The sequence below is a fragment of the Ornithinimicrobium faecis genome (genome assembly GCF_023923225.1).
GTDB classification, from domain to species: domain Bacteria; phylum Actinomycetota; class Actinomycetes; order Actinomycetales; family Dermatophilaceae; genus Ornithinicoccus; species Ornithinicoccus faecis.
In genome coordinates this window covers 1,881,780-1,907,455 of the sequence record NZ_CP099489.1, presented here as the reverse complement: position 1 = coordinate 1,907,455, position 25,676 = coordinate 1,881,780, and the positions used below count along the sequence as shown (strand labels likewise).

Sequence of the window (25,676 nt, the reverse complement as noted above, 5' to 3'; positions counted from 1 at the left end):
GAGCGTGACCGACCTACCTCCAGGTGCTCTCAATGGCACCCGATGGGCCGCGAGGAACGGTTTGTCCTCCGGCGAGCCCTTCAATCAGTGCTGCATCGCACAACGCGGGCAAGGATCAACACTACCGGACACAGGGCACCGACCACCAACTGACTCTGTATGACGCTCGTCACCTCCCCCGGCCCGGTCCCCCATCGGTGGGGTCAGGTGTGTGGCGAAGCGTGCGGTTGAGGTGGGTGGATCAGGTCAGGTCGGTGGGCTCCTTGATCCGGGTGGGCTTGGCATAGAGCGCCCGGTTGAGCATCCACGTCACGATCCAGAGCACGACACCGATCACGACCAACCAGCCGGCGATGCCATAGACCGATCCCTCGCGGCCGGTCCACGGACCGACCATGTAGGCACAGGCGAGTGCGCCGATCACCGGCAGCGCCGTCGGCGCCGTGAAGTGTTCATGGTCCACGTGGTCCTTGCGCAGGATCAGGCAGGCGACGTTGACGACGCTGAACACACCGAGCAGCAGGAGCGCAGTGACGTCACCGAGGTTGGAGACCGACTGCACCAACAAGATCAGGCCGATCGCGAGCGCGGTCGTGAACACGATCGCCGCCCACGGTGTCTGGCGCCCCTTGTGCACCAGACCGAGTGGCTTGGGCAGCACGCCCTGCCTGGCCATGCCATAGAGCAGCCGTGAGGCCATCATCATGTTGATCAGGGCGGAGTTGGCGACGGCAAACATCGCAATGAACGGATAGAGCGTGTCAATCGGCAGGTTGGGGGCACCACGCTCGACGACGGTCAGCAACGGTGTCCCGCCCTGGGCCAGCTCTCCGACCGGCACCAGCGCAACGGCGGTGATCGACACCAGCACATAGATCAGACCGGTGAGCAGCAGCCCGCTGAGCATCACCTTCGGGAAGATGCGGCTGGGCTCCTTGGTCTCCTCGGCCATGTTGACCGAGTCCTCGAACCCGACCATGGCAAAGAAGGCCAGGCCGGTCGCCGCGGTCACGGCCATGAAGGCGCTCTTGCCGCTCGGGCTCTCAAAGACGGTGATGCGGGAGAAGTCGACCTCCGCCCCGGAGAAGCCGGCGACCGCCCACAGCCCGACGAAGATCACGAGGAGCAGGCCGGACAGCTCGATCAGGGTCAGCACCACGTTGAGCTTGACCGACTCGGCCACCCCTCGGAAGTTGACTGCCATGACCAGCAGGATGAAGGCGAGCGCACCGATGCTGATCGCGCCGGCGCTGACGATGGTCGTGCCGTCCGGGCCCTCCTCCACAAAGGTGTTGAAGCCCTTGAACATGTTCTCCGCGAAAGCTCGGGAGGCGGTCGATGCTGAGGTGATGCCGCTGGCCATGACCGTGAAGGTGACCAGGAAGGTGATGAAGTGGATCTCAAAGGCCCTGTGCACGAAGGATGCTGCGCCGCCAGCGCGGGGATACTTGGTGACCAGCTCCAGATAACTGAAGGCGGTGATGATGGCGATGGCGAAAGCGACCATGAACGGCAGCCAGACAGCGCCGCCGACCTCACCTGCGACCTTGCCGGTCAGGGCATAGATGCCCGTGCCGAGGATGTCTCCCACGATGAACAGCAGGAGCAGTTTGGGCCCGAGCACCCGCTTGAGCTCGGTCTCCTGCTCGCCGCCACTCTTGTCCAACACCACGTCGCTCATGACGTCTCCTCTCAGCGGTCCCACACACCGACCAGCGGGGTCATCTGTCAGAGTGACGCAGGTCACGATCGTTGGCAAGCGGCCACGCGATTGTTTTGCCCAATGATGAAGTCACGTAGATCCGCCCCTCACCCCGTCGCGACAGGGCCCCTGTGATGTCCGAGTTCTTTGACGCCGTCAACACGGCGCTGCTCGCTGCCGCAGAGCAACCCTGGCTGCTGGTGGCGACCTTCGCGATGATCGTTCTCGACGGCATCTTCCCGGTCGTCCCCAGCGAGGCGCTCGTGATGGCGCTCGCGGCGCTGGAGGGTCCCCCGGCGCTCCCGCTCCTGATCGCCGTCGCCGCCCTCGGAGCCATCACCGGGGACAACCTGAGCTTCGCCATCGGCCGAGCACTCGGCCCGGGACGCTTCGAGCGGTTGCGGGCGGGCCGGATCGCGCGGGCCCTGGATGCGGGCCGCCGCCAGCTGGAGCGTCGCCCGGCCACCGTGATCCTCACCGGACGATTTGTGCCGGTTGGCCGGGTCGCGGTCTATCTGGCCGCCGGCGCCAGCGGTTATCCGCACCGCCGGTTCCTGCCGATCAGCATCATCGGCGGCACGGTGTGGGCGTTCTACATGCTCAGCCTGGGTCTGCTCGCCGCGGCCTGGGTCGACGGCAACCCCCTGTTCAGCGCGGTCGTCGGGGTGGGGCTCTCGCTCGTGCTTGGGGCGGTCGCCGACCTGGTCATCCGCTGGCGCCGTTCACGACGGCGGGACATCGCGGACGCGTCCCCTCAGATCACGCCCTGAGCGATCATCGCGTCCGCAACCTGCACGAAAGCCGCTGCGTTGGCACCCAACACGTAGTTGCCCGGCACGTCATACTCCTCGGCCGTTGCGGCGCACCGCTCGTGGATGCCGCGCATGATCTCGGCCAGACGCGCCTCGGTGTGCTCGAAACTCCAGGAGTCACGGGAGGCGTTCTGCTGCATCTCCAGCGCGCTGGTCGCCACACCACCGGCATTGGCGGCCTTGCCCGGAGCGAACATCACACCGGCGTCACGCAGCGTGCGGACAGCCTCCGGTGTGGTGGGCATGTTGGCGCCCTCCCCCACGGCGACAACCCCGTGCTTGACCAGCGCCAGGGCGCCGTCCTCGTCCAGCTCGTTCTGGGTGGCGCACGGAAGGGCGACGCTGCAGGGCACGTCCCAGATCGAGCCGCCCTCGACATACTGCGCGCCCCGCTCCTCGGCATACGCCTTGATCCGCTCGCGCCGGACCTCCTTGACGTCCTTGAGCAGCGCAACGTCGATGCCCTTCTCGTCGACGACATAGCCGCTGGAGTCGGAGCAGGCGATGACCTTGCCGCCCAGCTGGTGCACCTTGTCGATCGCGTAGGTCGCGACGTTGCCCGATCCCGAGACGACCACGCGCTGCCCGTCAAACGAGCTGCCCTTGGTGCGGAGCATCTCCTCGACGAAATAGACCAGCCCGAAGCCGGTGGCCTCGCGGCGCACCATCGACCCACCCCAGCCCAGCCCCTTGCCGGTGAGGACGGCCGACTCATAGCGGTTGGTGATCCGCTTGTACTGACCGAACAGGTAGCCGATCTCGCGGCCGCCCACCCCGATGTCGCCGGCGGGAACGTCGGTGTATTCGCCGATGTGGCGGTAGAGCTCTGTCATGAACGACTGGCAGAATCGCATGATCTCCATGTCCGAGCGACCCTTGGGGTCGAAGTCGGAGCCGCCCTTGCCGCCGCCGATCGGCAGGCCGGTGAGGGCGTTCTTGAAGATCTGCTCAAAGCCCAGGAACTTCACGGTGCCCAGCAACACGCTCGGGTGGAAGCGCAAGCCGCCCTTGTAGGGCCCGAGGGCGGAGTTGAACTCGACCCGGAAGCCGCGGTGGATCTCGATCTTGCCCTTGTCGTCCACCCACGGGACCCGGAAGATGATCTGACGCTCCGGCTCACACAGCCGGGCAATGACCCGCTCGTCCATGTAGGCAGGGTGCTTGCGCACCACCGCGCCGAGACTGTCCATCACCTCCAGGACGGCCTGGTGGAACTCAACCTCCCCCGGGTTGCGCTGCAGGACGAGGTCATAGAGCGGTTCGAGGGCCGGATCCAGAGTGGTCATGCAAGCAACTCCCGTTCCATGAGGGGGCGGAGGAGCCAGAATATACGGCTATCTGCATACTCATGCACTTTTCTCATGTGTGACCGCTCACAGGCGTCGGGACGTCCATCGCCGACCAGCGTGCGGTCGCGGAGGTGGGAGCGCCAGGAAATTCGCCCCGGCCGACACCTCGCCTGACGCCTTCGCTGCCTGTCAGGTGTCCTGTTGTCAGGCACCCGCCGGAGTGACCGCATGCAACCAGCCAGCCCGCTCGGCCAGGACGGCGACCTCGACGCGGCTCGTGCAGCCCAGCCTGGCCAGCACCGCCCCAAGGTGACTCTTGACTGTGGCCTCACTGACAAAGAGGTCACGTGCCACGTCGGCGTTGGACAGGCCCCGCGCGACGCGGACGACGATCTCGCGCTCCCGCTGGGTCAGGGCCGCAAGCTGTCCCGCGGCCTCCCGGCGTCGCGTCACCACAGGGTGGTCGACGACGTGCTGGAGCAACTCGGGGACACTGGCCGGCGAGAGGACTCCCTCGCCAGCGGCCACACGCCGGACAGCGTCGATGATGTCAGCCGGGGCAGCGGTCTTGAGCAGAAAGCCAGCCGCCCCGGCCTCCACCGCCCGCATCACGGCTGAGTCCTCGGCAAACGTCGTCAACACGAGCACCCGCGGCGGGTTGACCTGGGCCAACAGCTCTCGCGTGGCAGTGATGCCGTCGACCCGCGGCATCCGCACGTCCATCAGCACCACGTCCGGGTGATGCTGGTGGACCGCGCCCACCACAAGGTCACCGTCTCCGACCGACCCCACCACGCTGATCCCGCCTGCGGCGGACAGCATGAGCTCCAGCCCGGAGCACACCAGCGGATCGTCGTCCACGAGCAGGACCCGCACGGGCCGGATGTCCACACTCACAGTTGCATCTCCATTCGGTCAGCGCCCTGAGCAGCGGCCCAGGGCAGGTGAACGGCCACCCGGAAGGTTTCCTCGCCATCCAGACCGTGCCGCATGGTGCCATTCCAGAGGGCGACCCGCTCGGAGATGCCGGTCAGTCCGTTGCCCTCCGGGCCGGGATGCGCTGTGGTCAACCGGTTGGCCGTCTCGATCCGGATGCCCTCGGTCGGGCCGCCCTGCACGAGCAGTCGCACCGGCGCACCGGGGGCGTGCCGTCGGGCGTTGGTCAGCAACTCCTGGACGATGCGATAGACCGCGCGGGCCAACGCCGGGTCAGCATCGTTGGCCTCCGAGAGATAGATCGTGGAGATGACCGGCATGCCGCCGTCCACCGTCTCGTCGATCACGACCGGCAGGTCACTCAGCGACGGCATCGCCGTCCGGTTAAAGGCTGTCGCTTCGGGCTCGCGCAGCACCCGCAGCAGTGACTGCAGGTCATCCATCGCCTGCTGGGCGCTCTCGCGGATCAGCGCGGCGCTGTGCGACAGTCGCTGGTCCTCGCCCGCAGCGACCTGCAGCCCACCGGCGTGCAGCGACAGCAGGGAGAGGCGGTGACCGATGACGTCGTGCACCTCGCGGGCGATCAGGTCGCGCTCGGCCTGACGCCCGAGGCGGTCGCTGAGCACGTTGCTGCTGCGCTGGGCCGCTGCGGCCCGCCCCTGGGTGGCCACCAGCGCCGCCCTGTTGCGCATCAGCAGACCGGCGGCGACTGAGGCGACGAGCAGCACGGTCGCCACGATCAGCGGCACGCCGAGGGAAAGGTCGACCGGCACGGCCTGCCCAGGTGAGTGGCTCGAGGTCATCGACTTGAGCATCGAGGAGTCGGTGGTCGCTCCCGACGCATCGCGCAGCAGCGCCACGGTGGTGGCCAGTCCGACCGCCGCGACACAGGCCCACACCCGGCGACCCGAGTGCGAGCGCAGCAGAGCAGCCAGGGCAAACAGGGCAGCTGTCGCATCCAGAGGAAGGACGAGGGGCAGGGAGGCGGTCACCAGAGTGACGGCATACGGCGAGGTGTGGCGGCGCCGCAGTGCCACCACGGCGACGACGGATCCCACCATGGCCGCCAGGATCAAGATGTTCTGTATGGCGTTCAACTCTCCTGTCGATGAGTCCTCGGTCCATTTGGTGAGGGCCGTGCCGAGGGCGAGCACAGAGCCGCTCAGGCAGAGCAGGACCATGGCGCCGAACCGGGTCACCCGACGCAGGGGACGCAGTCGTGCCCACCCGCCATCGGGGACTGGGAGGGGGCGCGAGATCGGCTCGGCGCCGGGCGACATCGTGGACATGCCCATGACAGTAGGAGTGAGCACTGACAGTGCGGCACCACCGGTCGGCTACAGGCAGCCAGCGCAGACCTAGCCGATCGGCTATCCACCTCTCCCCGGTCGGGCGATGCGGCAGGGCATCACCTCGCGGTGTGCTGGTCACCTCACCCCGAGAACCCGAGGAGTCACCGTGACCACCACTCCGCCATCCCCGTTCGAGCCGGACCACCAACCGACCTATGGCACCACCTGGCAGGACCCCGAGCCGGGCGACGAACGCGCCCGGCGCCAGAACTGGGGGCCTGGCCATCCGCCGGCGCCCCCAGTCCCGTCTCCGCCGAAGCCCAGGCGCCGGTCGTGGTTTCGCCGGCCGCCGCGTGAGTGACGCCACCACGAAGTGACACGGCTCACAAGATTCTATGGAATCTTTTATTTTATTTAACGTTTCAACTACTGCTTGACCTCATCCTGACCCAATCGCCAGCAATCGCAAGGAAGCGCCATGACGAACACTCCCCCGCCCCCGCCGCCCTCTTACGCTGGCGGACCACAGAACCAGCCGCCCTATGGCTACCCGCAGGAACCGCAGCAGCCGGAGCCCAAGAAGAAGTCGTGGTTCCGCCGGCACAAGATCATGACCGGCGTCCTGGCAGTGGCCGGCATCGCGATTGTGGGCAGCGCCCTTGATGGTGGGGAGGTCGAAGAGCCGACCGTCGCGGTCGCCGAGCAGCCTGCCGCCGACGAAGCTGCTCCCGACGAATCCGCGCCGGCTGCGGTGGAGGCGGAGCCCGCCGCGCAGGACGTCAAGGAAGAGACTGAGCCAACCGTTGAAGCCGAGGCCGATCCGTCCGTTGAGGCAGAGTTCGAGCCGGCCGTTGAGGCAGCACCTGCAGTTCAGGAAGAAGCCGCGACGGAAGAAGCTCCCGCCGAGCCAACCACGGTGGAGGAGCCAGCCGCCGCCGAGCCCGAGCTGACGACGGGCCAGGAGAACGCCGTCGGAGCTGCGGAAAACTACCTGAGCTTCATGGCCTTCTCGAAGTCCGGTCTGGCGGATCAGCTCTCGTTCGAGGGGTACACCGCCGAGGAGGCAGAGTTTGCGGTGAACGAGATCGAGGTGGACTGGGACGAGCAGGCGGCCAAGAAGGCTGACAGCTATCTCGACACCATGGCCTTCTCCCACTCCGGGCTCATCCAGCAGTTGGAGTTCGAGGGCTTCACCTCAGAGCAGGCGGCCCACGGCGCGGACAACGTGACTGTGGATTGGAACGAGCAGGCAGCCAAGAAGGCCGAGAGCTACCTCGACACGATGGATTTCTCGCGCCAGGGCCTCATCGACCAGCTCGTCTTCGAAGGATTCACCCAGGAGCAGGCCGCCCACGGTGCAACCTCTGTGGGTCTCTGACCTCCCCACCTTCAACTTTTCACACCGCTCCGACCCACCTCGATCACAAGGAAGCACTCATGTCATCCACTCCCCCGCCCCCGCCACCCTCGCTCCCCGCGGCTCCCATGACGCAGCCGTCGTACGGTTTCCAGAACGGCACGAACATGCCCAACCCCCAGGGGCCGCCAGTCATGATCGTCCGGGCCCACAAGGAGGTTGGCATCGCCTACGTCCTCTGGCTCTTCCTGGGCACCCTCGGCGTGCACCGCTTCTACCTGGGCAAGACCGGCACGGGTATCGCCCAACTCGTGCTCTCCCTCGTCGGCTGGGCCACCGCCATCCTGCTCGTCGGGTTCGTCTTCCTGGCGGTCGTGTGGGTGTGGGTGATTGTTGATGCCTTCCTGATCCCGTCGATGACCCGTTCCGCGAACGGTGTGCCGGTATGAGCGGGGTCAAGATGTTCGCCCTGGCCAGTGTCGGAACCCTTCTGCTGACGGCGTGCAGCGGAGACGACACCGCTCCCATCAGTGCAACGGTGACGGCCACCGCGACGGTGACAGCGCAGGCCGCACCTGCGGAAGCACCCGCGGCAGAAACCGTGACCGAGACGGTGACCGCCACGGTCACCGAGACGATGGCTCCCGACTCTCCACCCGATCTCGAGGCAGAGCCAGCTTCCGACACCACCGACATGCCCACGAACTCCGATGGCCTCTTCAGTTTCGGTGAGACCGTGACCTACGCCGACGGCCTGGAACTGACGGTGGGCCAGCCCGAGGCCTACCAGCCGGGCCAATACGCGGCCGGATCGGACCACCACGACGCGTTCGTGCGGTTCCCGCTCAGTATGACCAACGGGACCGACGAACCGGTCGACGCTTCTTGGATCGTGGTGACGGTGCAGTCCGGCACTGGGGAAGGCGAGCGCGTCTTCGATGCTGGCAACGGGATCTCCGGGGACCCAGACAGCACCCTGCTCCAGGGTCGAACCAACGAGTGGGACATCGTCTTCGGCGTGGATGACCCCGAGGACATGGTCATGAGCATTGCCCCTGGTTGGGACTACGACTCCATGATCTACACCAACACGCAGTAGAAACCAGGGCAGTCACCACCCCTCCCCCACGCAAACGGCCCCAGTGATCACCTGATCGCTGGGGCCGTTTGGCGTGCAGGGTCCGTCAGCGGCGCATCCGGAACCACAGCTCGCCGGTGTCCGGGAGCGGCTCGAGGCCCACCTCACCGAGGTCGTTGGGCTCAAAGGCCCGAGTGCCGCCGCCCAGCAGCACGGGGGTGACGCACAGCAGGATCTCGTCCAGCAGTCCCGCCCGCAGACAGGCCTGAGCCGTCGCCGCTCCGAGCACGTTGACATAGCGCTCACCGGCCAGCTCCCGGGACCGCTCCACGGCCCGCACGAGGTCCGTCTCGAACTCGACCCCGGGCACCGACTCAGCCGGCGGGGTCCGCGTCAGCACGACGCTTGGCCCGGCATACTCCCCCTCAAAGGCACCCTCCGAGTCCGTGCCCGCGTTGGGATCGTCGCCACGGAAGGTGCGCCCACCGATCAGCAGACACCCAGTCTGCGAGGGCAGTGCCTCCAGGGCAGGACTCGGCGGGCCCAGGTGGCGATTGAGCCACCCCATGTCACCTCCCGGTCCGGCAATGAATCCGTCGAGCGACATCGTGGCGCTATACAGCAGCGCAGCCATCGGGACCTCCTCTTTCGTGATCACCAGACAGACCCCGGCCAGGTGCAGAACTCATCGGGCCCCATCCGTATGCCGTCAGGCCGACTCTCGCACGACCAGTCCAGTGGGGAGGATGGCTGGCTCGACCACCTCACCGTCCATCACCCGCAGCAGCAGATCGACTGCCCGAGAGGCCATCTCGGAGATCGGGTTGACCACCGTGGTCAGCGCCGGACGGCTCATCGTCGCCGCCGCGGAGTCGTCATAGCCGACGACAGCGACGTCGTCGGGGACCCGGCGCCCGGCCACGCCGAGCTCACCGATCGCAGCCACTGCCATCTGGTCGGACGCGGCGAACAGACCGTCCAGGTCCGGGCAGCGCTCCAGGAGCCGCTGCGTGGCCTCGGCCCCGCCCGCCGCCGTGAAGTCACCGTGCTCCACCAGGTCGGTCTCCAGCCCGGCTGCCTCCAGGGTCTCCTGCCAACCACGGAGCCGGTCCTGACCGGCACTCATGTCGAGCGGGCCGGTGACCGTGCCGACCCTGCGGCAGCCGCGCTCGATCAGGTGGCGGGCTGCCAGAGCGGCCCCTGCAGCGTTGTCCACGTCGACATACGGGGCTCGGGCCTCCGCGGCATACGGCCGCCCCAGGAAGACCGAGGGCAGTTGGGTCTCGGCCAGCACCCGCCAGAGGTTGTCGTTCTGGTGGTGGCTGACCACGATCGCGCCGTCGGTGTGCCCACCGCGCAGATAGCGCTCCATGCGGTGGTCGCCGTCGTCTGGATTGCCCATCACCAGGACCACCTGCATCGGCAGGCTGCCGAGCGCCCGGGTCACTCCCCGCAGCGTGCCGGAGAAGAACGGGTCGGAGAAGACCCGCTCGTCGGACTCTGGCACCACGACCGCGATGGAGTCCGCGGCCCGGGTCACCAACCGGCGGGCCGCCCGGTTCGGTCGATAGCTGAGCTCGGTGACCGCAGCGTTGACCGCCACCCGCGCAGCCTCACGCACCCTCGGGTCACCGTTGACCACGCGGGACGCCGTCGCCCGGGAGACCCCAGCGCGCGCGGCAACATCCTCCAGCGTCGGGGCAGGATGGGCGGGCATGGCAGGACTCCTCTCAGCGGACGACGATCACTCGGTGCAGGTCAGCGGGTGCGGATCGCTTCGTGCGTCACTCGACGCGGTTCGATCCTGCCACCGTCGCGAACCACCGGGCACTCGCCTTGGGCACCCGGGCCAGCGTGTCGTAGTCCACCCGCACGATCCCGAAGCGCTTGTCATAGCCGTAGGCCCACTCGAAGTTGTCGAGCAGGGACCACAGGAAGTAGCCCTTGACCTGAGCGCCCGCCTCGATCGCGTCGTGCACGGCCCCCAGGTGGGTGCGCACATAGTCGAGGCGCTCGTCGTCCTGGACGAACCCGTCGGCATCCGGCTGGTCGTCATAGGCCGCGCCGTTCTCGGTGACATAGAGCTCAGTGCCAGCCGGCCCGGAGTAATCGCGCTGCAACCGGACCAACAGGTCGGTCAGCCCCTGCGGGCGCACCTCCCAGCCCATCGCCGTGTGCGGCACGTCCTGGGGCACGAACTCCACGTGCTCCGAGCCCACGTTGGGGGTCGGCCCGCCCTGCGCGCGGGCACGATCAGCCGCCGCGGGGGCCTCATCAGCAGGGACGCCGCGGACGGTGTTGCCGCTGTAGTAGTTCACGCCCAGCACGTCCATCGGGGTGCTGATCAGCTCCAGGTCGCCGTCGACGACCAGGTCCTGCGGCCACACCGAGGCCAGGTCCTCCACGATGTCGGGGCTGTAGTGCCCTCGGAACAGCGGGTCCAGGAAATAGCGGTTGCTCAGGCCGTCGATGCGGCGGGCCGCGTCCTGGTCCCCCGGATCGTCCGCGTCCGCAGGGGTGACGTCCGCGAAGTTCAGGGTGATCCCCAGGCTCAGGTCGGCGTCGCGCGAGCGTAACTCGTGCATCGCCATCCCGTGAGCCAACATCAGGTGGTGCGCCGCGCGGACCCCGGCCACGGGGTCGGTGACGCCCGGGGCGTGCCGCCCCTCGGCATACCCCAGGAAGGCACTGCACCAGGGCTCGTTGAGGGTGGTCCAGAACCGGATCCGGTCCCCCAGCGCGTCATGGACGGCGCCGGCATACTCCGTGAAGCGGTATGCCGTGTCCCGGCTCGGCCAGCCCCCCACCTCCTCCAGGGCCTGGGGAAGGTCCCAGTGATAGAGGGTCAGCCACGGCACCACGTCCCGGGCGAGCAACTCATCGGTGAGGCGGCGGTAGAAGTCCAGGCCAGCCTGGTTGATGGTGCGCCCGTCGGGCATCACCCGCGCCATCGAGACCGAGAACCGGTAGGCCCCCAGGTTGAGCTTCTCCATGAGGGCGACGTCCTCGGCATAGCGGTGATAGTGGTCGCAGGCGACGTCGCCGTTGTGGCCCTCGTGCACCATGCCGGGGGTGCGTGCGTAGGTGTCCCAGATGCAGGCGCCACGACCGTCCTCCCAGGCGGCGCCCTCCACCTGATAGGCAGCGGTCGCCGAGCCCCAGAGGAACCCGTCGGGGAAGACCTTGGGTGCGTTCATTGCTTCACGGCTCCTTGCATGATGCCGGAGACCAGTTGGCGGCCGGCGACGACGAACAGGATCAACAGCGGGATGGTGGCCAACAGGGCACCGGCCAGGACGAGCGAGTAGTCCACCCAGTGGGCGGCCTGCAGTTGCTGCAGGGCCACGGGCAGGGTCGGGTTGCTGGACCGCAGGACGATGAAGGGCCAGAAGAAGTTGGTCCAGGTCGCCACGAAGGTGAACAGGCCGAGCATGGAGGCCGCCGGTCGGGCGGCCACGAGCCCGACGTGCCAGAAGGTGCGGATCATGCTGCACCCGTCGACCCGGGCTGCCTCGATCAGCTCGTCCGGGACGGCTGAGGAGAGGTATTGCGTCATCCAGAACACGCCGAACGCGGTCACCAGGCCCGGGACGATCACGGCCTGCAGCTCCCCGGTCCAGCCGAGTTTGGCCATCACCTGATAGAGCGGCACGACCCCGAGCTGGGTCGGCACGGCCATCGTGGCGATCACGAAGACCAGGAGTGGGCCCCTGCCCCGGAACCGCAGCTTGGCGAAGGCGTAGCCGGCGAGGGTGGCGAAGAAGACCACCGACACCGACACCACCGTGGAGACGATGATCGAGTTGAGTGTCGCCTGCCAGAAGTCGACCGTGTCGATGACGGTGGCGGCGTTGCTGATGAAGTTGCCGCCGGGGATCAGGGGGAAGGGGTCGCGCGAGAGGATCGAGGAGTCGTGGCTGGCGATCAGGAAGGACCACCACAGTGGGAACAGCCCACCGAGGATCACGGCGGCGAGCAGACCGTAGACCAGCTTGCCGGGGCGGTTCATCGCTTCACCTCCGGGGTGGAGATCAGTCGGATGATGAGGTAATTGATCACGCCGATGACGACGATGATCAGGAAGAGCAGCACCGCGGTGGCGGATGCTCGACCAAAGTTGGACTGGGTCCAGCCCTGCTCATAGAGCAGGATCGTCAGGGTCTGCCACTGCCCGTCGGCCCCGCCGCGGCCGAACTGGTCGTAGAGCCGGGCCTCGTCGAAGATCTGCAGTCCACCGATGGTGCTGGTGATGACGATGAAGATGATCGTCGGGCGCAGCATCGGCACGGTGACGGAGAAGAACTGCCGGATCTTGCCCGCGCCGTCGATCGACGCCTGCTCGTAGAGGTCGCGTGGGATGGCCTGCATCGCGGCGAGGAAGATCAGCGCGTTGTAGCCGGTCCACCGGAAGTTGACCATCGTGGCGATCGCGATGTGGCTGGGCAGTCGCTCCCCGTGCCAGGCGATCGGGTCGATCCCGACGAGGCCGATCAGGCTGTTGATCAGTCCGTATTTGTCGGCGAACAGGTTGGAGAAGATCAGGGAGACGGCCACGGGTGCCACGACGTAGGGCAGCAGCACGCCCATCCGCCAGAAGGTCTTGGCCCGCAGGTTTGCGTCGAGCAGCGCGGCGATGGTGATGGCGGCGATGACCTGGGGCACGGAGGACAGCACAAAGATGCTGAAGGTGTTGCCCAGCGCCTTCCAGAAGTCGCGTCCGCCCAGGACGTCGGTGAAGTTCTTGGCCCCGACAAACTCGCCCTGGCCCATGATCAGGTCCCAGTCGTGCACCGCGACCCAGCCGGTGTAGACCAGCGGGAAGAGCCCGGTGACGAAGAAGAGGATGAAGAACGGGGAGATGTAGAGGTAGGGGCTCAGCTTGAGGTCCCACCGGCTGAGCCGGCCCCCGAAGCCGATGCGCTTCGGGGGCGGCTCAGCGGTCTCCGCCCGGGGACGGAGGGTTGATGTGGTGCTCACCGATCAGCCCAACGCCTCCACGTCGGCGACGAACTTGTCCCACGAGGTCGCGGCGTCGTCGGTGCCGTCCACATCGACGCGGGTCAGCGCGTCCTGGAGAGCGGTGTTGATCGAGAAATAGTCCGGCCCCTTGTGGGGCTGGAAGGTGATCGCGTTTGCCCGGTCCACGAAGATCTCGCCGGTCGGGGCGTCGTTGAAGAACGCGTTGGTCGAGGCCAGCAGGGTCTCGGACTCCAGGGCCTCGACCTGGCTCGGGAAGGTGCCCTTGGCCTCGAAGGCCTTGATCTGCTGCTCGGGGTCGGTCAGCCAGGTGGCCAGCGCCTGGGCCTCCTCGACGTGGTCGCCTTGCGCCGGGACGGTCAGGTAGGACCCGCCCCAGTTGCCGCCGCCACCGGGGAAGACGTTGGCCACGTCCCAGCCCTCGACACCCTCAGCGGCGCCCTCGACGACGCCCAGCATCCAGCCCGGGCAGAGCATCGTGGCAAAGGACGACTGCTGGAAACCATCGTTCCAGTCCGCGCTCCACTGACCCAGCCCGGCGGACAACTCATCGTCGACCGCCGCGGTGAGCACCGCGTCATACAGCTCCTTGACCTCCGGATTGGTCGTGGCGATGATCTCACCGCTCTCGTCCTGGTAGGCGACCTCGACCTGGTTGATCATGCCCTGCCAGGTGGCGTTGGCGGAGTCGAACCAGGCAGCGTCGGAGGCGGCGACGAAGTCCTTGCCGACGTCGAAGTAGTGCTGCCAGTCGCCCTCGAGGAGGGCTGCCACCTCGTCACGATCGGTCGGCAGGCCGGCCTCCTCGAACAGGTCGGCGCGATAGCAGATGGCCTGGGGGCCATTGTCGGTGCCATAGCCGATGAGCTTGCCGTCCTCGGTGGTCGCGGCGTCGACCTTCCAGTCCTGCCAGCGACCCTCGACGGCCGGGTCAGCCAGGTCCGCAAACTTGTCCGGATATTGCATGAACTCCACGAGCCAGTCGATCTCGATGGCCTCGATGTCGGCCGCGCCGGAGTCGGCTCCCAGGCTGTTGCGCAGGGCGTCGCGGGCGTTGTCGGCCGTGTCCGCCTTGACGTGCTCGACCGTGATGTTGTCGTGGAGGGACTCGTACTCTGTGAGCAGCTCCTCGTAACCGAACTCGTTGAAGGTCGCGACGGTCAGCGTGATCTGCTCGCCGCCCGCCTCGCCCGAGGAGTCGTTGTCGTCGTTGCTGCCCTCGTCAGCTCCGCCACCGCAGGCAGCGAGGCTGAGGGTCAGCGCGGTCGTGGCGACCGCTGCAGTGATCGTGCGCCGGGTGGGTTGCACTGTGTAACTCCCTTGTCACAGGGCGGTCTTCCACCGCCGGGTCAGTGTGGGTGAGAACTCTCGTGAGAGCGCTCTCACAGATGAGAGTGACGCACCGGGGACGGGTTTGTCAAGCATCACCGCGTGAACCGGCGCGTCCGACCCTCGTGTGCATTCACACCGGCGATGTGGGCCTTCACGCACACCGTCAGGGCGCTGACCTGCGCGCCAACCACCGCCGTATGCCGTGGCGCACGATCGCCGCGTAGGGTCCCCACTGTGAGCACGTCCGTCTGGCGCGCTGCCGGGATGCGGCCGCTGCTGATCATGAGCTTCCTGGGCTTCTGCGGTTATGCCGCGCTGCTGCCGGTCGCTCCCCTGTGGGCGGTGCACGGCGGTGCGGACGAGGCAGGATCGGGCCTGGTCAACGGCGTCTTCATGGCCTTCACCGTCCTCACCCAACTCGTGGTCCCCACGGCCCTGCGCCGGTTTGGCTGGGGACCGGTGATGGCGGCCGGCATGCTGCTGCTCGGGCTCCCCTCCCTGCTGCACCTGCTCAGCGACGACCTGTGGTTGATCCTCGCCCTGGCCCTGGTGCGCGGCATGGGCTTCGGCATCCTCACGGTGACCGGGAGCGCCGTCGTGGCCGACCTGGTGCCCAGCGAGCAACGCGGCCGTGCGGTCGGGATCTATGGCCTGGCCATCGCCTCCACCCAGGTCGGCCTCCTGCCGGCGGCTCCGTGGCTCGCCGACAACGTCGGCTTCTGGGTCGTCTTCGCCCTCGGGGCGCTGCCCGTCCTGGGCGCTCCCGCCGCCCTGACCCTGGCCAAGGTCCTCCACGGCCAACCGGCACCCGAGGACAATGGTGAGCGTCCGGCATACAGCCGCCTGATCCGACCGATGGTGCTCCTGCTGGCCGTCACCCTCGCCGGTGGCGCCCTGATCACCTTCACCGCACAGATGAGCAGCAACTCCACCCTCACGGTCGGTGCGCTGATGCTGTTCTCCGTGGCGGCGGCGCTGTCCCGTTGGCGGATGGGCGCGCTCGCCGACCGGTCCGGGCCGCAACGGTTCATCTGGCCGCTCGTGGTGCTCAGCGCGGCCGGGATGCTGGTGATCGCCTGGTCCGTGCGCGACCCCTCCGCCACGGTCGCGGCGGCGTTGCTGGTCGGCATGGCCGCGGTCGGCGTCTGTTATGGCGGGCTGCAGAACCTGACGATGCTGGTCACCTTCGCCGCCGTGACCCGCCGACACTTCAGCCAGGCCAGCGCGGTGTGGAACATCGGCTTCGACGCCGGCACCGGTCTCGGCTCGGTGGTCGTCGGACTGGTGGCCGCCGGGAGCTCGTTCAGCACCGCGATGGTCGTGGTGGCCGGCACGTGCCTGGCCACGCTGCCCCTGGCCCTGGCCCTGGTGCGCAGCCGGCCACGCGTCGAGGGATAAGCAGGTGCCCCACACCGCTCCACGGCTCTATCGTCGAACTCTCACCTGACTCTGGAACAACCTGACCCACGGGAGCAACGATGACCGGCGTGAACCTCGGCAAACAGCACCCCGACCTCTATCGGGACGTCATCGCCCTGAGCAAAAACGCTGACGCGGCGGTCGCCGAGGCCGGTCTCGACCCGCTGCTCGGCGAGCTGGTCAAGATCCGCGTCTCGCAACTCAACGGCTGCGCCTTCTGCCTGCGGATGCACACCAGGGATGCGATCACCCGGGGCGAGACGACCGACCGGCTGGCCGTCGTCGCCGCCTGGTGGGAGTCGCAGTATTTCACCGCGCAGGAGCAGGCGGCCCTGGCGCTGGCCGAGGACGTGACACGCCTGCCGGTCCCGGAGCCGCAGGCGTGGGACAACGGATCTCTGAACGAGCAGCAGGTCTCCGCGATCAGTTGGCTGGCGATCGTCATGAACACCTGGAACCGTCTTGCGATCCGCAGCCACTATCCCGTCGCTCCCTGACGCAGCCTCCCGTCGCGCCCTGACGCGGCCGCCCGGCCGCGCAGGCAGGGCTCAGGCGTCGATGCGCTCGCGATCCAGGTCGTCGGAGGAAGCGATGATGAAGTCCTTGCGGGGGGCGACGTCCGAGCCCATCAGCAGATCGAAGACGTGCTCGGCCTCGGCGGCATCATCGAGGGTCACCCGGCGCAACGTGCGGTGCCGGGGGTCCATCGTGGTCTCGGCCAACTGGTCGGCGTCCATCTCGCCCAGCCCCTTGTAGCGCTGCATCGGCTGCTTGATCGACCGCCCAGCCTTGGTCAGCGCCGCCACCTTCTTGCGCATCTCCTGCTCGGAGTAGGTGTAGATCATCTCCTTGGGCCGCCGGCCAGAGGCGCTGACCTCGATGCGATGCAGGGGCGGCATGGCCGCGAACACCCGACCGGCCGCGACCAGGGGTCGCATGTAGCGGAAGAACAGGGTCAGCAACAGCGTGCGGATGTGGGCGCCGTCGACATCGGCGTCGGTCATGATGATGACCTTGCCGTAGCGCGCCATGTCCAGGTCAAAGGTGCGCCCGGAACCCGCACCGACCACCTGGATGATCGCCCCACACTCGGCGTTGTTGAGCATGTCCGAGATCGAGGCCTTTTGGACGTTGAGGATCTTGCCGCGGATCGGCAGCAGCGCCTGATAGTCGGAGGTGCGCGCCAGCTTGGCGGTGCCCAGGGCGCTGTCCCCCTCAACGATGAACAGCTCGGTTTTGTCCGGGTCGCTGGAGCGGCAGTCGGCCAGCTTGGCGGGCAGTGAGGAGGACTCCAGGGCGTTCTTGCGGCGCTGGGTCTCCTTGTGCATCCGCGCCGAGATGCGGGTCTTCATCTCGGCGACGACCTTCTCCAGCAGTTGGCTGGCCTGCGCCTTCTGGTCGCGCTTGGTGGAGGTCAGCAGAGCGGTCAGCTCCTTCTCCACCACACGCGACACGATGGAGCGGACCGCGCTGGTGCCCAGCACCTCCTTGGTCTGCCCCTCAAACTGCGGCTCCGCCAACCGGACCGTGACAACTGCTGTCAGCCCGGCCAGGATGTCGTCCTTCTCCACCTTGTCGTTGCCGACCTTAAGGCGGCGCGAGTTGGTCTCGAGCTGTTTCTTGAAGACCTTGAGCACGGCCGCCTCAAAACCGGAGACGTGGGTGCCGCCCTTGGGAGTGGCGATGATGTTGACGAAGCTCTTGGCCGTCGTCTCATAGCCGGTCCCCCACCGCACGGCGACGTCGACCTCGCAGTCGCGCTCGACCTCCTTGGGCGTCATGTGCCCCTTGGAGTCGAGCACCGGGACGGTCTCGGTGAAGCTGCCGTTGCCCTGCAGGCGCCAGGTGTCGGTCAGCGCCGGGTCGGCTGCCAGGAACTCGGCAAACTCGGTGATGCCGCCGTCATAGGAGAACACCTCCTCAGAGGTCTCCTCGCCGCGCTCGTCGCGGATCATCAGTGTCAGGCCCGGCACCAGGAACGCCGTCTGCCGGGCACGCGAGACCAGCTCGTCGTAGGCGAACTGGGCAGACTTCAAGAAGATCTGCGGGTCGGCCCAATAGCGGATGCGCGTCCCGCTCACACCGCGCTTCAGGCGGCCCTTGGTGCGCAGCTCGGAGGTGCGCTTGAACGCCTCGAAGGGTGCGTCGGGGCTGGGCTCTGCCGGGTCGGTGAAGACGCCGGGCTCACCGCGCCGAAAACTCATCAGGTGGGTCTTGCCGCCCCGGTCGACCTCGACGTCCAGCCGGGAGGAGAGGGCGTTGACCACGGAGGCGCCGACGCCGTGCAGACCACCGGAGGCGGTGTAGGAGCCGCCGCCGAACTTGCCACCGGCATGCAGCTTGGTGAAGACCACCTCGACACCGGTCAGCCCGGTGCGCGGCTCGACGTCGATGGGGATGCCGCGACCGTTGTCCCGGACCTCGACGGAGCCGTCAGCCAGCAGGATCACCTCGATCCGGTCACCGAAACCGCCCAGGGCCTCATCGACCGAGTTGTCGATGATCTCCCACAGGCAGTGCATCAGCCCGCGGGCGTCCGTCGAGCCGACATACATGCCCGGACGCTTGCGGACAGCCTCCAGTCCCTCGAGGACCTGCAGGTGCCTGGCCGAGTAGTCCTGCGCCACGGGTGGGGTGCTCCTTCACTGCTGGGATCGTCGCCAGCAGGTTAACCCCGGGCTCCGACACGAGTCCGCAGGCGCGGCGGAATCGGCTCCGCCCGGTCGTTGTGCCGAGAGCGGAAATGCAACGGAGCACGGCGTTTGAGCGTCTGAGGAACACGACGACGTGCTTGACTGTTATGCACAGTGACAGATAGAGGCGTTGCGACGAGAGTAGGGAGATCGACGTGAACACCACCCTTGCACCAGACCTGACAGTGGCTGACCGCTGCGATCGCTGTGGCGCGCAGGCCTATGTCCGAGTGACGCTTGGTGAGGGTCTCGAGCTCCTGTTCTGTGCCCACCACGGGCGCAAGTACGAAGAAAAGCTGCGTGACCTGGACGATGTGAAGATCCAGGACGAGACCCACCGACTGCACGAGAGCGAGTCGACTCCGGAGCCGATGGGCGCGGAGTGACAACACCGCGCACACCCGGGAAATGGGGCACTGGCCCCAGCACCTGACACACTAACGACCGGCGGCCCACGGGCCACCGGTCGTTACGTTTGTGCCCCACTGTTGTCTCCCCACCCGCAAGGACTCCCATGTCAGTCGTGGAATGGATCGTCGCCGCCGTCATGCTCGTCGGCCTGCTCGGCATCGTCATCCCGGTCCTGCCCGGCCTGTTGCTGATCGTGGTCGGGGTGGCTGTCTGGGCCACCGAGCTGCAGACCTCGGCCGGTTGGTGGGTGCTCGGCCTGACCATCGCCCTGTATGCCGCGTGCCTGGTTTTGGAGTTCCTCATCCCGGGCAAGCGGATGAAGGCGGCAGGGGTGAAGACCTCCACGCTGCTCATCGGTGTGCTGGTGGCCATCCCCTGCGCGATCGTGATCCCCGTGCTGGGTGCCTTCATCGGTTTCCCGCTGGGCATCTTCCTGGTCGAGCTCTCCCGCCGCGGCGGGCGGGATCAGGCGTGGGCGGCGACCAAGCACGCGCTGAAGGCCGTCGGGCTCAACATCCTGATCGAGTTCCTGACCGCGGTGGTCATCATCGGCCTGTGGGTCGCGGCCCTGATCTTCTGGACCTGACCTACTCCAGCAGCTCCTCCCCTGCCATCTCCGGCAGGAACAGCGCGGCGACCATCGCCAGCACGAAAGCAGCGCCCAGCACAGCAAACACCAGGGCGAGTCCTCCAGCGCTATAGAGCACCGGCACGCTCAGCGGAGCAATGATCGAGGCGATCCGGCCGAAGGCCGCCGCCCATCCCGCTCCCGTCGCGCGGATCTGGGTGGGATAGACCTCGGGGGTCACGGCATACAGCGCACCCCAGGCGCCCAGGTTGAACATCGACAGGGCGCACCCGGTGACCAGGATCATGGTGTCGGACTCGGCTTGGCCGAAGAGCACGGCCGAGATCGCTGACCCGGCCAGGAAGGTCGCCAGCGTGGCGCGCCTCCCCCAGACCTCGATCAGCACCGCAGCCAGGGCATAGCCCGGCAGCTGAGCGATGGTGATGATGAGCGTGAACTGAAAGGACTTCACCAGGGTGAAGCCGCCGTCGTGCAGCAGGGACGGGATCCAGATGAAGGCCCCGTAGTAGGCGAAGTTGACGCCGAACCAGGTGAGCCAGAGCGCTGCAGTGCGCCGACGCATCGCGCTTCCAAACAGGTCGGCCAGACCCGGAGCAGACGATGTCGCGGACGAGGTCTCAACTGCCGTCTGCTGGGGTGACCCGACGGCAGCAGCTTCGGTCGATGACCCGCCGCCGGCTGGCTCGGGCGGTGATGGGACGCCCGCCGACGCCTCGAACTCTCGGACGACCCGCTCGGCCTCGGCATCGCGTCCCTTGGCCTCCAGGAATCGCACCGACTCTGGCAGTCCCCGGCGGATGACGATGGCATAGGCCGCGGGGACCAGTCCGAGCGCGAAGGCCCAGCGCCAACCGTCATCCGAGAGCGGGATGATGAAGTAGGCGGTCAGCGCAGCCAGGAGCCACCCGACGGCCCAGAACGCCTCGAGGATGACCACCATGCGACCGCGGATCCTCGAGGGCGCGAACTCACTGACCAGGGTCGAGGCCACCGGCAGCTCCGCGCCCAACCCCAGGCCCACGATGAAGCGCAGCACCAGCAGGACGGCCAGACCGCCAGCGAGCGCCGAGGCTCCCGTGGCCAGGCCATAGACCAGCAGGGTGAGCGCGAAGACGGAGCGGCGGCCGATCTTGTCGGCGAGCAGACCACCGAGCGAGGCCCCGAGGGCCATGCCGACGAAACCGATGGACCCGAGCCAACTCTGCTCGGTCTGGGTCAACTGCCACTGTGCGGCCAGGGCGGCCATGACGAAGGAGATCAGCCCCACGTCCATGGCGTCCAGGGCCCACCCGATGCCGGATCCGGTCAGCAGCCGTCCGTGCTTGCGGGTGAAGGGAAGCCGGTCGAGGCGCTCCGGGCGGGTCAGTGAGGTCTCAGATTCAGATGCCGACTGCGGCGGTGCGGTCATTCGATCATCCAAGCGCAGGGACGCTCAGATCGTGGAGTGCTGGGGCTGAAGTGTGGTGGGACTCACGCCGGGTCGTCGAACAGCAGGAGCGCCGTGAACTCGTCCATCCAGGCCCGCGCGAGCGCTGCCGTCAGGCCGGGGGCCTCCTGGCCGAGCTGGGCCCCCAGCCCGTCGGCGTAGGCGGACAACTTCAGGGCGGCTGCAGCTGGCTCGACGGGGCGCAGCGTGCCGTCGCGCACCCCGCGCTCGATGACCCGGGTGCAGCATGCCTCCCAATACCGGACGCGCTCGGCATACGGCTGGGTCATCCCGGGCCGACGCACCACCGCAGCCCAGTAGTCCGACCAGATCCGCCAGTGCGCCTCGACGTCCGGTGTCTTGGCGAACATCGGGTCGATCAGGACCCCGAGGGCCGCGCGCGCGTCGGGCTCGGCGTCCGCGACCGCCACCACGTCGGCATAGAACCGCTCAGACTCCGCGACGACCACCTCACCGAGGATCTCGTCGATCCCGGAGAAGTGATAGGTCACCGTGCCCATCGAGACCCCCGCCGCCGCGGCGATGTCCCGCAGCGAGACGGCCGGCAGCCCCTGCTTCACGATGAGTGATCGGGCGGCCCCGACGATCTGCTCCCGGCGCTGAGTTGGTGGGAGCCGGCGCTGTGTCATGCGGACGTCCTAGGCACCCGATCCGAGAAGGTGCGGTCGAAGACGGTCTCCTCCACGCCGTCGCGCTCGGCCGTGGCCCGCACGGAGTTCTCCACGATGAAGGTGTCGGCATCGCAGGTGATGACCGATCGGGTCTCCACGCTGGCAGCCCAGCCGTCATTGGCCAGGCGCAGTCGCCAGCGCGACTCCGTGCGCGGTGAGATCGGGTCACCCTCGCGCACGCTGCACACCTCGCGAGTGGACTCCAGGAACTCCAGGCCGTCGGGATAGCGGCGGGTGCCGCCATAGCCGGGATCCACCTCCAGAGTCGTCTCGCCGCGTGCCACGTCGTGGCGAACGACCCGCGGTGGGACCGGATCCTCCGCACCACTGGGGACGGTGATCGTGATCGGCCGGGCATGAACTGCGGGGGCGAACTCGACCGGGGCCGCGGCGGGAGCCAGCAGAGGCAGGGTGAGCGAGCTCGCGGCCAGGTCGACCTCGAGGGTGTCCTCGACCGCGTGGGGCCACACCCAGGGCCAGTAGTGGTTGCTGAGCGCGACCCGGATCCGGTGGCCTGGGGGGAAACGGTAACCAGCGGCAACCAGGCGTACCTCGACGTCGAAGTCCTCGCCGGGCACCAGGGGGACGGCGGTGTCCATCCCGTCCCGCTTGAGCAGGTTGAGCACCCCGCGGGTCACCAGGGTCGACGAACCGTCGGGCGCGACGTCGCACAGCCGGACGATCACGTGCCCCTTGTCGTGCGTGGAGTTCAGCCGCAGCCGGACGACCGCCCGACCGAGCAGGTCGAGCGGCACCTCGCCGACCGGGAGGTCGACACAGACCGAGCGGCCGTCTTCGGCCCGCTGGTCCGGGGGCAGGTCTGCCGCGTTGCCGAACGGGAAGTAGCGGCCGGCGTCCTGTCCCGTCGTCCAGGGCGAGCGCACCAGCACCCGCTCGGCGCCCAGTGACGTCTGGTGTGTGGGGGCCTGACCGGGCCAGGGCACCCCGACCCAGCGCCCGGGCTGCTCCTCGACAAACGGGGCAGGGGCCACGGGATCGTTGACCCAGGCGCGCAGGTCCGGGTCGTCCTGCACGCCCGTGTCGACGCCCTTGAGCCAGCGGTCCCACCAGCGCAGTGTCTCGCCGAGGAAGTCGATCCCCGGGCCGGGCGCCAGGCCGCGGTCGGGATATTGGTGGGACCACGGACCGATGATCCCCTTGACCGGCGAGTCGAGGTTGTCCAGCAGCCGCAGGATGGCGTCCCGATAGGGGTCGGCCCACCCGCCGACTGCCAGGACGGCCGCCCGGATGCCGGGATAGTTCTCGTTGACGCTGCCGCGCCGCCAATAGTCATCGCGCTCCTGGTGGGCCAGCCACACCGGCCCCAGTGGGCGTTGGTGCTCCAGGCGCTCGCGCCAGCGGTCCACCCAGTCGGCACCGACCACCTCGGGGCGTGGTGGTCGGGACGCGAAGGCCAGCATGGTGCCGGCCCACCCGGCCATGTCGACGGCCAGCACGGCGCCGCCCATGTAGTGCACGTCGTTGTCGTAACGATCATCGGTCGAGCAGACCGTGACGATCGCCTTGAGCGCCTCCGGCGCGCGCTCGGCGATCTGCAGGGAGTTGAACCCGCCCCACGAGATGCCGAACATCCCCACTGCCCCGGTGGACCACGGCTGGGCGGCGAGCCACTCGACGACAGCCACGCCGTCGTCGAGCTCGATCTCGGAGTATTCGTCCTCGAACAGGCCGTCGGAGTTGCCGCTGCCGCGGATGTCGACCCGCACCGACGCATAGCCGTGCGTCGCGTAGTAGGGGTGCCGCTCGGAGTCCCGCACCGATGTCCAGTCGTCCAGCCGGTAGGGCAGGTATTCCAGCAGCACCGGGACGGGCTCCCGGTCGGCGGTGCTGGGCAACCAGGCACGGGCACGCAACCGCACCCCGTCCGCCATCGGGATCCAGAGGTCGCGCACCTCGATCCCCGAGAGGTCGAGGTCCACCAGTTCTGTCACGTGACCACAGCTCCTTCGTCGTCTCTGACCCAGTGCCCCTCGCCCGCCTCGATCAGGGTCGCTCCCGGGTCTAGTTCCACCACCTTTGCGTCAGCGTCGCTACCGGGCAGGTCAGTGCTGCCGGGCTCAACAACCGCTTCGAGCAACGACCGGGTGTAGGGGTGGCGCGGAGTCTCGAAGATGGCCGCGGTGGCCGCCGTCTCCACCATCCGGCCGTCCTTCATCACCACGATGCGGTCGGCCACATTGCGCACCACCGCGAGATCGTGACTGATGAAGAGGCAGGACAGGGCCCGGCGGTCCCGCAGCTCGGCCAGCAGATCGAGCACGGACGCCTGCACCGAGACGTCCAGGGCGGTGGTGATCTCGTCGGCGATCAGCAGTGTCGGCTCGGCGGCGAGCGCGCGGGCAATGCCCACGCGCTGTCGCTGTCCACCCGAGAGCTGGGCCGGCACGCGGTCGGCGAACTCGGGACCGAGGCCCACCTCCTCCAGCAGGCGGAGCACCGTCGCCCGGGCCTCGGCACGCCCGGACACTCGGCCGAACACCTTCAGGGGCCGGGCGATGGCGTCAGCGATGCTGCGCCGCGGGTTGAGGGCGAGATCCGCATTCTGAAAAATCATCTGCACCGACCTGCGCACCGCCACCGGTCGGGCACGCGCTGGCGCCAGCAGGTCATGCAGCCCCGCATCGCCGGTCCGCAGGACAGCCTTGCCCTGCTCCACCGGGGCCAGTCCGGCCAGTGCCTTGGCCACCGTGGACTTGCCGCTGCCCGACTCCCCCACGACGGCGACCGTCTCGCCACGTCGCACCTGCACGGTGAAGTCGCTGACCGCGAGTCGTGGGGCGCGGGGATAGCGCACATCCAGACCCTGGCACTGCAGCGCGAGCTCCTCATGTGCATCACGCACCTCGGGGGCGGGCGCGCCCTCGATCCGCGGTGCCGCGTCAAGCAGCTCACGGGTGTAGTCCTCGCGAGGGGACCCCAGCACCTCGAGGGTGGGTCCGTGCTCCACGGCGCGCCCGGCCTGCAGGACCAGCACGTCGTCGGCCACCACCGACACCACGCCCAGGTCGTGACTGACGATGAGGACAGCCATGCTGAGCCGCTCGCGCAGATCGTTGACCAGAGAGAGCACCGCAGCCTGGGTGATCACGTCCAGTGCGGTCGTCGGCTCGTCCAGCACGAGCACTTGGGGATCGGTCGCGACGGCCATCGCGATCGCCACCCGCTGCTGCTGCCCGCCCGACAGCTCGTGCGGATAGCGTTGCCCGATGGTCTCGGGGGCAGGCAGCCGGACCAGCCGGAGCAGCTCGGCCACCCGATCACTGTCCGCTGGCAGTCCGTGGACCTGGAGAGCCTCGCGGATCTGTGCGCCCACCCGCAGCGACGGGGTGAGGGCCTGCCCGGCGTTCTGTGCCACGACCGAGACTGTGCCGCCGCGCAACTGCCGCAGGGCGGGCCCGGGCAGCGCAAAGACGTCCTCGCCGAGCACCGTCACCTGCCCGGCGTCAATCTGCGAACCGTCCCGAAGGTGTCCGAGCAGGGTGCGGGCCACCGTGGACTTGCCGCTGCCGGACTCGCCCACCAGGCCGAGGGTGCGTCCGGCCTGCAGGGTGAACGCGATGTCCTCAGCGACGGTGACACGGCCAGCGCCAGCCTGATAGGACACGGTCAGGCCCTTGACCTCGGCCACGGGAGTCGTCGTCATCGGAGTC

The 25,676-nt window shown here is 68.0% G+C and carries 23 protein-coding genes; 8 read left to right on the top strand and 15 right to left on the bottom strand.

Features of this window, described 5'->3' with window-relative positions; all coding sequences use genetic code 11:
• Nucleotides 1-241: 241 nt before the first annotated feature.
• The gene (locus NF556_RS08800; protein WP_252595262.1) at nt 242-1,681 is read right to left on the bottom strand and encodes an APC family permease; all 1,440 of its coding nucleotides are present in this window, start codon (nt 1,679-1,681) and stop codon (nt 242-244) included.
• Nucleotides 1,682-1,836: 155 nt separating this feature from the next.
• On the opposite strand from NF556_RS08800, the gene NF556_RS08795 reads away from it, so the two are divergent.
• On the top strand, nt 1,837-2,472 hold the full coding sequence (locus NF556_RS08795) for a DedA family protein (RefSeq protein WP_252595261.1): 636 nt from the start codon (nt 1,837-1,839) through the stop codon (nt 2,470-2,472).
• Here NF556_RS08795 and gdhA read toward each other — a convergent pair.
• The 3 genes from gdhA to NF556_RS08780 form a co-directional block, all read right to left on the bottom strand.
• Nucleotides 2,457-3,791, bottom strand: coding sequence for an NADP-specific glutamate dehydrogenase (gene gdhA, locus NF556_RS08790; protein WP_252595758.1), 1,335 nt, complete (start codon nt 3,789-3,791; stop codon nt 2,457-2,459). The genes NF556_RS08795 and gdhA overlap by 16 nt on opposite strands.
• Nucleotides 3,792-4,007: 216 nt before the next feature.
• Nucleotides 4,008-4,700, bottom strand: coding sequence for a response regulator (locus NF556_RS08785; RefSeq protein WP_252595260.1), 693 nt, complete (start codon nt 4,698-4,700; stop codon nt 4,008-4,010).
• Complete coding sequence (locus tag NF556_RS08780; RefSeq protein WP_252595259.1) at nt 4,697-6,028, bottom strand: sensor histidine kinase; 1,332 nt, start codon at nt 6,026-6,028, stop codon at nt 4,697-4,699. The genes NF556_RS08785 and NF556_RS08780 overlap by 4 nt, the downstream gene beginning before the upstream one ends.
• A 481-nt stretch (nt 6,029-6,509) precedes the next feature.
• Between NF556_RS08780 and NF556_RS08775 the strand changes: the two genes are divergently transcribed.
• From NF556_RS08775 to NF556_RS08765, 3 genes are all read left to right on the top strand, one after another.
• Nucleotides 6,510-7,409: an Ltp family lipoprotein gene (locus tag NF556_RS08775; protein WP_252595258.1), complete on the top strand. Its 900-nt coding sequence runs from the start codon at nt 6,510-6,512 to the stop codon at nt 7,407-7,409.
• Between the two features lie 107 nt (nt 7,410-7,516).
• On the top strand, nt 7,517-7,837 hold the full coding sequence (locus NF556_RS08770) for a TM2 domain-containing protein (RefSeq protein ID WP_252595257.1): 321 nt from the start codon (nt 7,517-7,519) through the stop codon (nt 7,835-7,837).
• Nucleotides 7,834-8,487, top strand: a complete 654-nt coding sequence (locus NF556_RS08765) for a hypothetical protein (RefSeq protein ID WP_252595256.1) — start codon at nt 7,834-7,836, stop codon at nt 8,485-8,487. Before NF556_RS08770 ends, NF556_RS08765 begins: the two co-directional genes overlap by 4 nt.
• Before the next feature lie 85 nt (nt 8,488-8,572).
• Here the strand turns inward: NF556_RS08765 and NF556_RS08760 are convergent, their stop codons facing one another.
• From NF556_RS08760 to NF556_RS08735, 6 genes are all read right to left on the bottom strand, one after another.
• On the bottom strand, nt 8,573-9,124 hold the full coding sequence (locus tag NF556_RS08760) for a dihydrofolate reductase family protein (protein WP_252595255.1): 552 nt from the start codon (nt 9,122-9,124) through the stop codon (nt 8,573-8,575).
• Between the two features lie 51 nt (nt 9,125-9,175).
• Nucleotides 9,176-10,183: a LacI family DNA-binding transcriptional regulator gene (locus tag NF556_RS08755; protein ID WP_252595254.1), complete on the bottom strand. Its 1,008-nt coding sequence runs from the start codon at nt 10,181-10,183 to the stop codon at nt 9,176-9,178.
• 67 nt (nt 10,184-10,250) lie between these two features.
• Entirely contained in the window at nt 10,251-11,663 is a 1,413-nt protein-coding gene (locus NF556_RS08750; protein WP_252595253.1) for a GH1 family beta-glucosidase, read from the bottom strand.
• Nucleotides 11,660-12,571 carry a carbohydrate ABC transporter permease gene (locus NF556_RS08745; protein WP_252595757.1) on the bottom strand — a complete coding sequence of 304 codons (912 nt, stop codon included), beginning with the start codon at nt 12,569-12,571 and terminating at the stop codon, nt 11,660-11,662. The genes NF556_RS08750 and NF556_RS08745 overlap by 4 nt, the downstream gene beginning before the upstream one ends.
• A complete protein-coding gene (locus NF556_RS08740) occupies nt 12,472-13,443 on the bottom strand; it encodes a carbohydrate ABC transporter permease (protein WP_252595252.1) in 972 nt (323 codons plus the stop codon). The genes NF556_RS08745 and NF556_RS08740 overlap by 100 nt, the downstream gene beginning before the upstream one ends.
• A 3-nt stretch (nt 13,444-13,446) precedes the next feature.
• Entirely contained in the window at nt 13,447-14,751 is a 1,305-nt protein-coding gene (locus NF556_RS08735; protein WP_252595251.1) for an ABC transporter substrate-binding protein, read from the bottom strand.
• A gap of 258 nt (nt 14,752-15,009) precedes the next feature.
• On the opposite strand from NF556_RS08735, the gene NF556_RS08730 reads away from it, so the two are divergent.
• A complete protein-coding gene (locus NF556_RS08730; protein ID WP_252595250.1) occupies nt 15,010-16,173 on the top strand; it encodes an MFS transporter in 1,164 nt (387 codons plus the stop codon).
• Between the two features lie 80 nt (nt 16,174-16,253).
• Nucleotides 16,254-16,691, top strand: a complete 438-nt coding sequence (locus NF556_RS08725; RefSeq protein ID WP_252595249.1) for a carboxymuconolactone decarboxylase family protein — start codon at nt 16,254-16,256, stop codon at nt 16,689-16,691.
• A gap of 51 nt (nt 16,692-16,742) precedes the next feature.
• Here the strand turns inward: NF556_RS08725 and NF556_RS08720 are convergent, their stop codons facing one another.
• Nucleotides 16,743-18,821 (bottom strand): DNA gyrase/topoisomerase IV subunit B, encoded by a 2,079-nt coding sequence (locus NF556_RS08720; protein ID WP_252595248.1) that lies wholly within the window; start codon nt 18,819-18,821, stop codon nt 16,743-16,745.
• A 221-nt stretch (nt 18,822-19,042) separates the two neighbouring features.
• On the opposite strand from NF556_RS08720, the gene NF556_RS08715 reads away from it, so the two are divergent.
• On the top strand, nt 19,043-19,273 hold the full coding sequence (locus NF556_RS08715) for a DUF7455 domain-containing protein (RefSeq protein ID WP_252595247.1): 231 nt from the start codon (nt 19,043-19,045) through the stop codon (nt 19,271-19,273).
• A gap of 128 nt (nt 19,274-19,401) precedes the next feature.
• On the top strand, nt 19,402-19,884 hold the full coding sequence (locus tag NF556_RS08710) for a DUF456 domain-containing protein (RefSeq protein ID WP_252595246.1): 483 nt from the start codon (nt 19,402-19,404) through the stop codon (nt 19,882-19,884).
• A 1-nt stretch (nt 19,885) separates the two neighbouring features.
• Here the strand turns inward: NF556_RS08710 and NF556_RS08705 are convergent, their stop codons facing one another.
• The 4 genes from NF556_RS08705 to NF556_RS08690 form a co-directional block, all read right to left on the bottom strand.
• On the bottom strand, nt 19,886-21,295 hold the full coding sequence (locus NF556_RS08705; RefSeq protein WP_252595245.1) for an MFS transporter: 1,410 nt from the start codon (nt 21,293-21,295) through the stop codon (nt 19,886-19,888).
• 62 nt (nt 21,296-21,357) lie between these two features.
• Nucleotides 21,358-21,963: a TetR/AcrR family transcriptional regulator gene (locus NF556_RS08700; protein WP_252595244.1), complete on the bottom strand. Its 606-nt coding sequence runs from the start codon at nt 21,961-21,963 to the stop codon at nt 21,358-21,360.
• The gene (locus NF556_RS08695; protein ID WP_252595243.1) at nt 21,960-23,957 is read right to left on the bottom strand and encodes a CocE/NonD family hydrolase; all 1,998 of its coding nucleotides are present in this window, start codon (nt 23,955-23,957) and stop codon (nt 21,960-21,962) included. The genes NF556_RS08700 and NF556_RS08695 overlap by 4 nt, the downstream gene beginning before the upstream one ends.
• On the bottom strand, nt 23,954-25,669 hold the full coding sequence (locus tag NF556_RS08690) for a dipeptide ABC transporter ATP-binding protein (protein ID WP_252595242.1): 1,716 nt from the start codon (nt 25,667-25,669) through the stop codon (nt 23,954-23,956). The genes NF556_RS08695 and NF556_RS08690 overlap by 4 nt, the downstream gene beginning before the upstream one ends.
• Nucleotides 25,670-25,676: the final 7 nt, after the last annotated feature.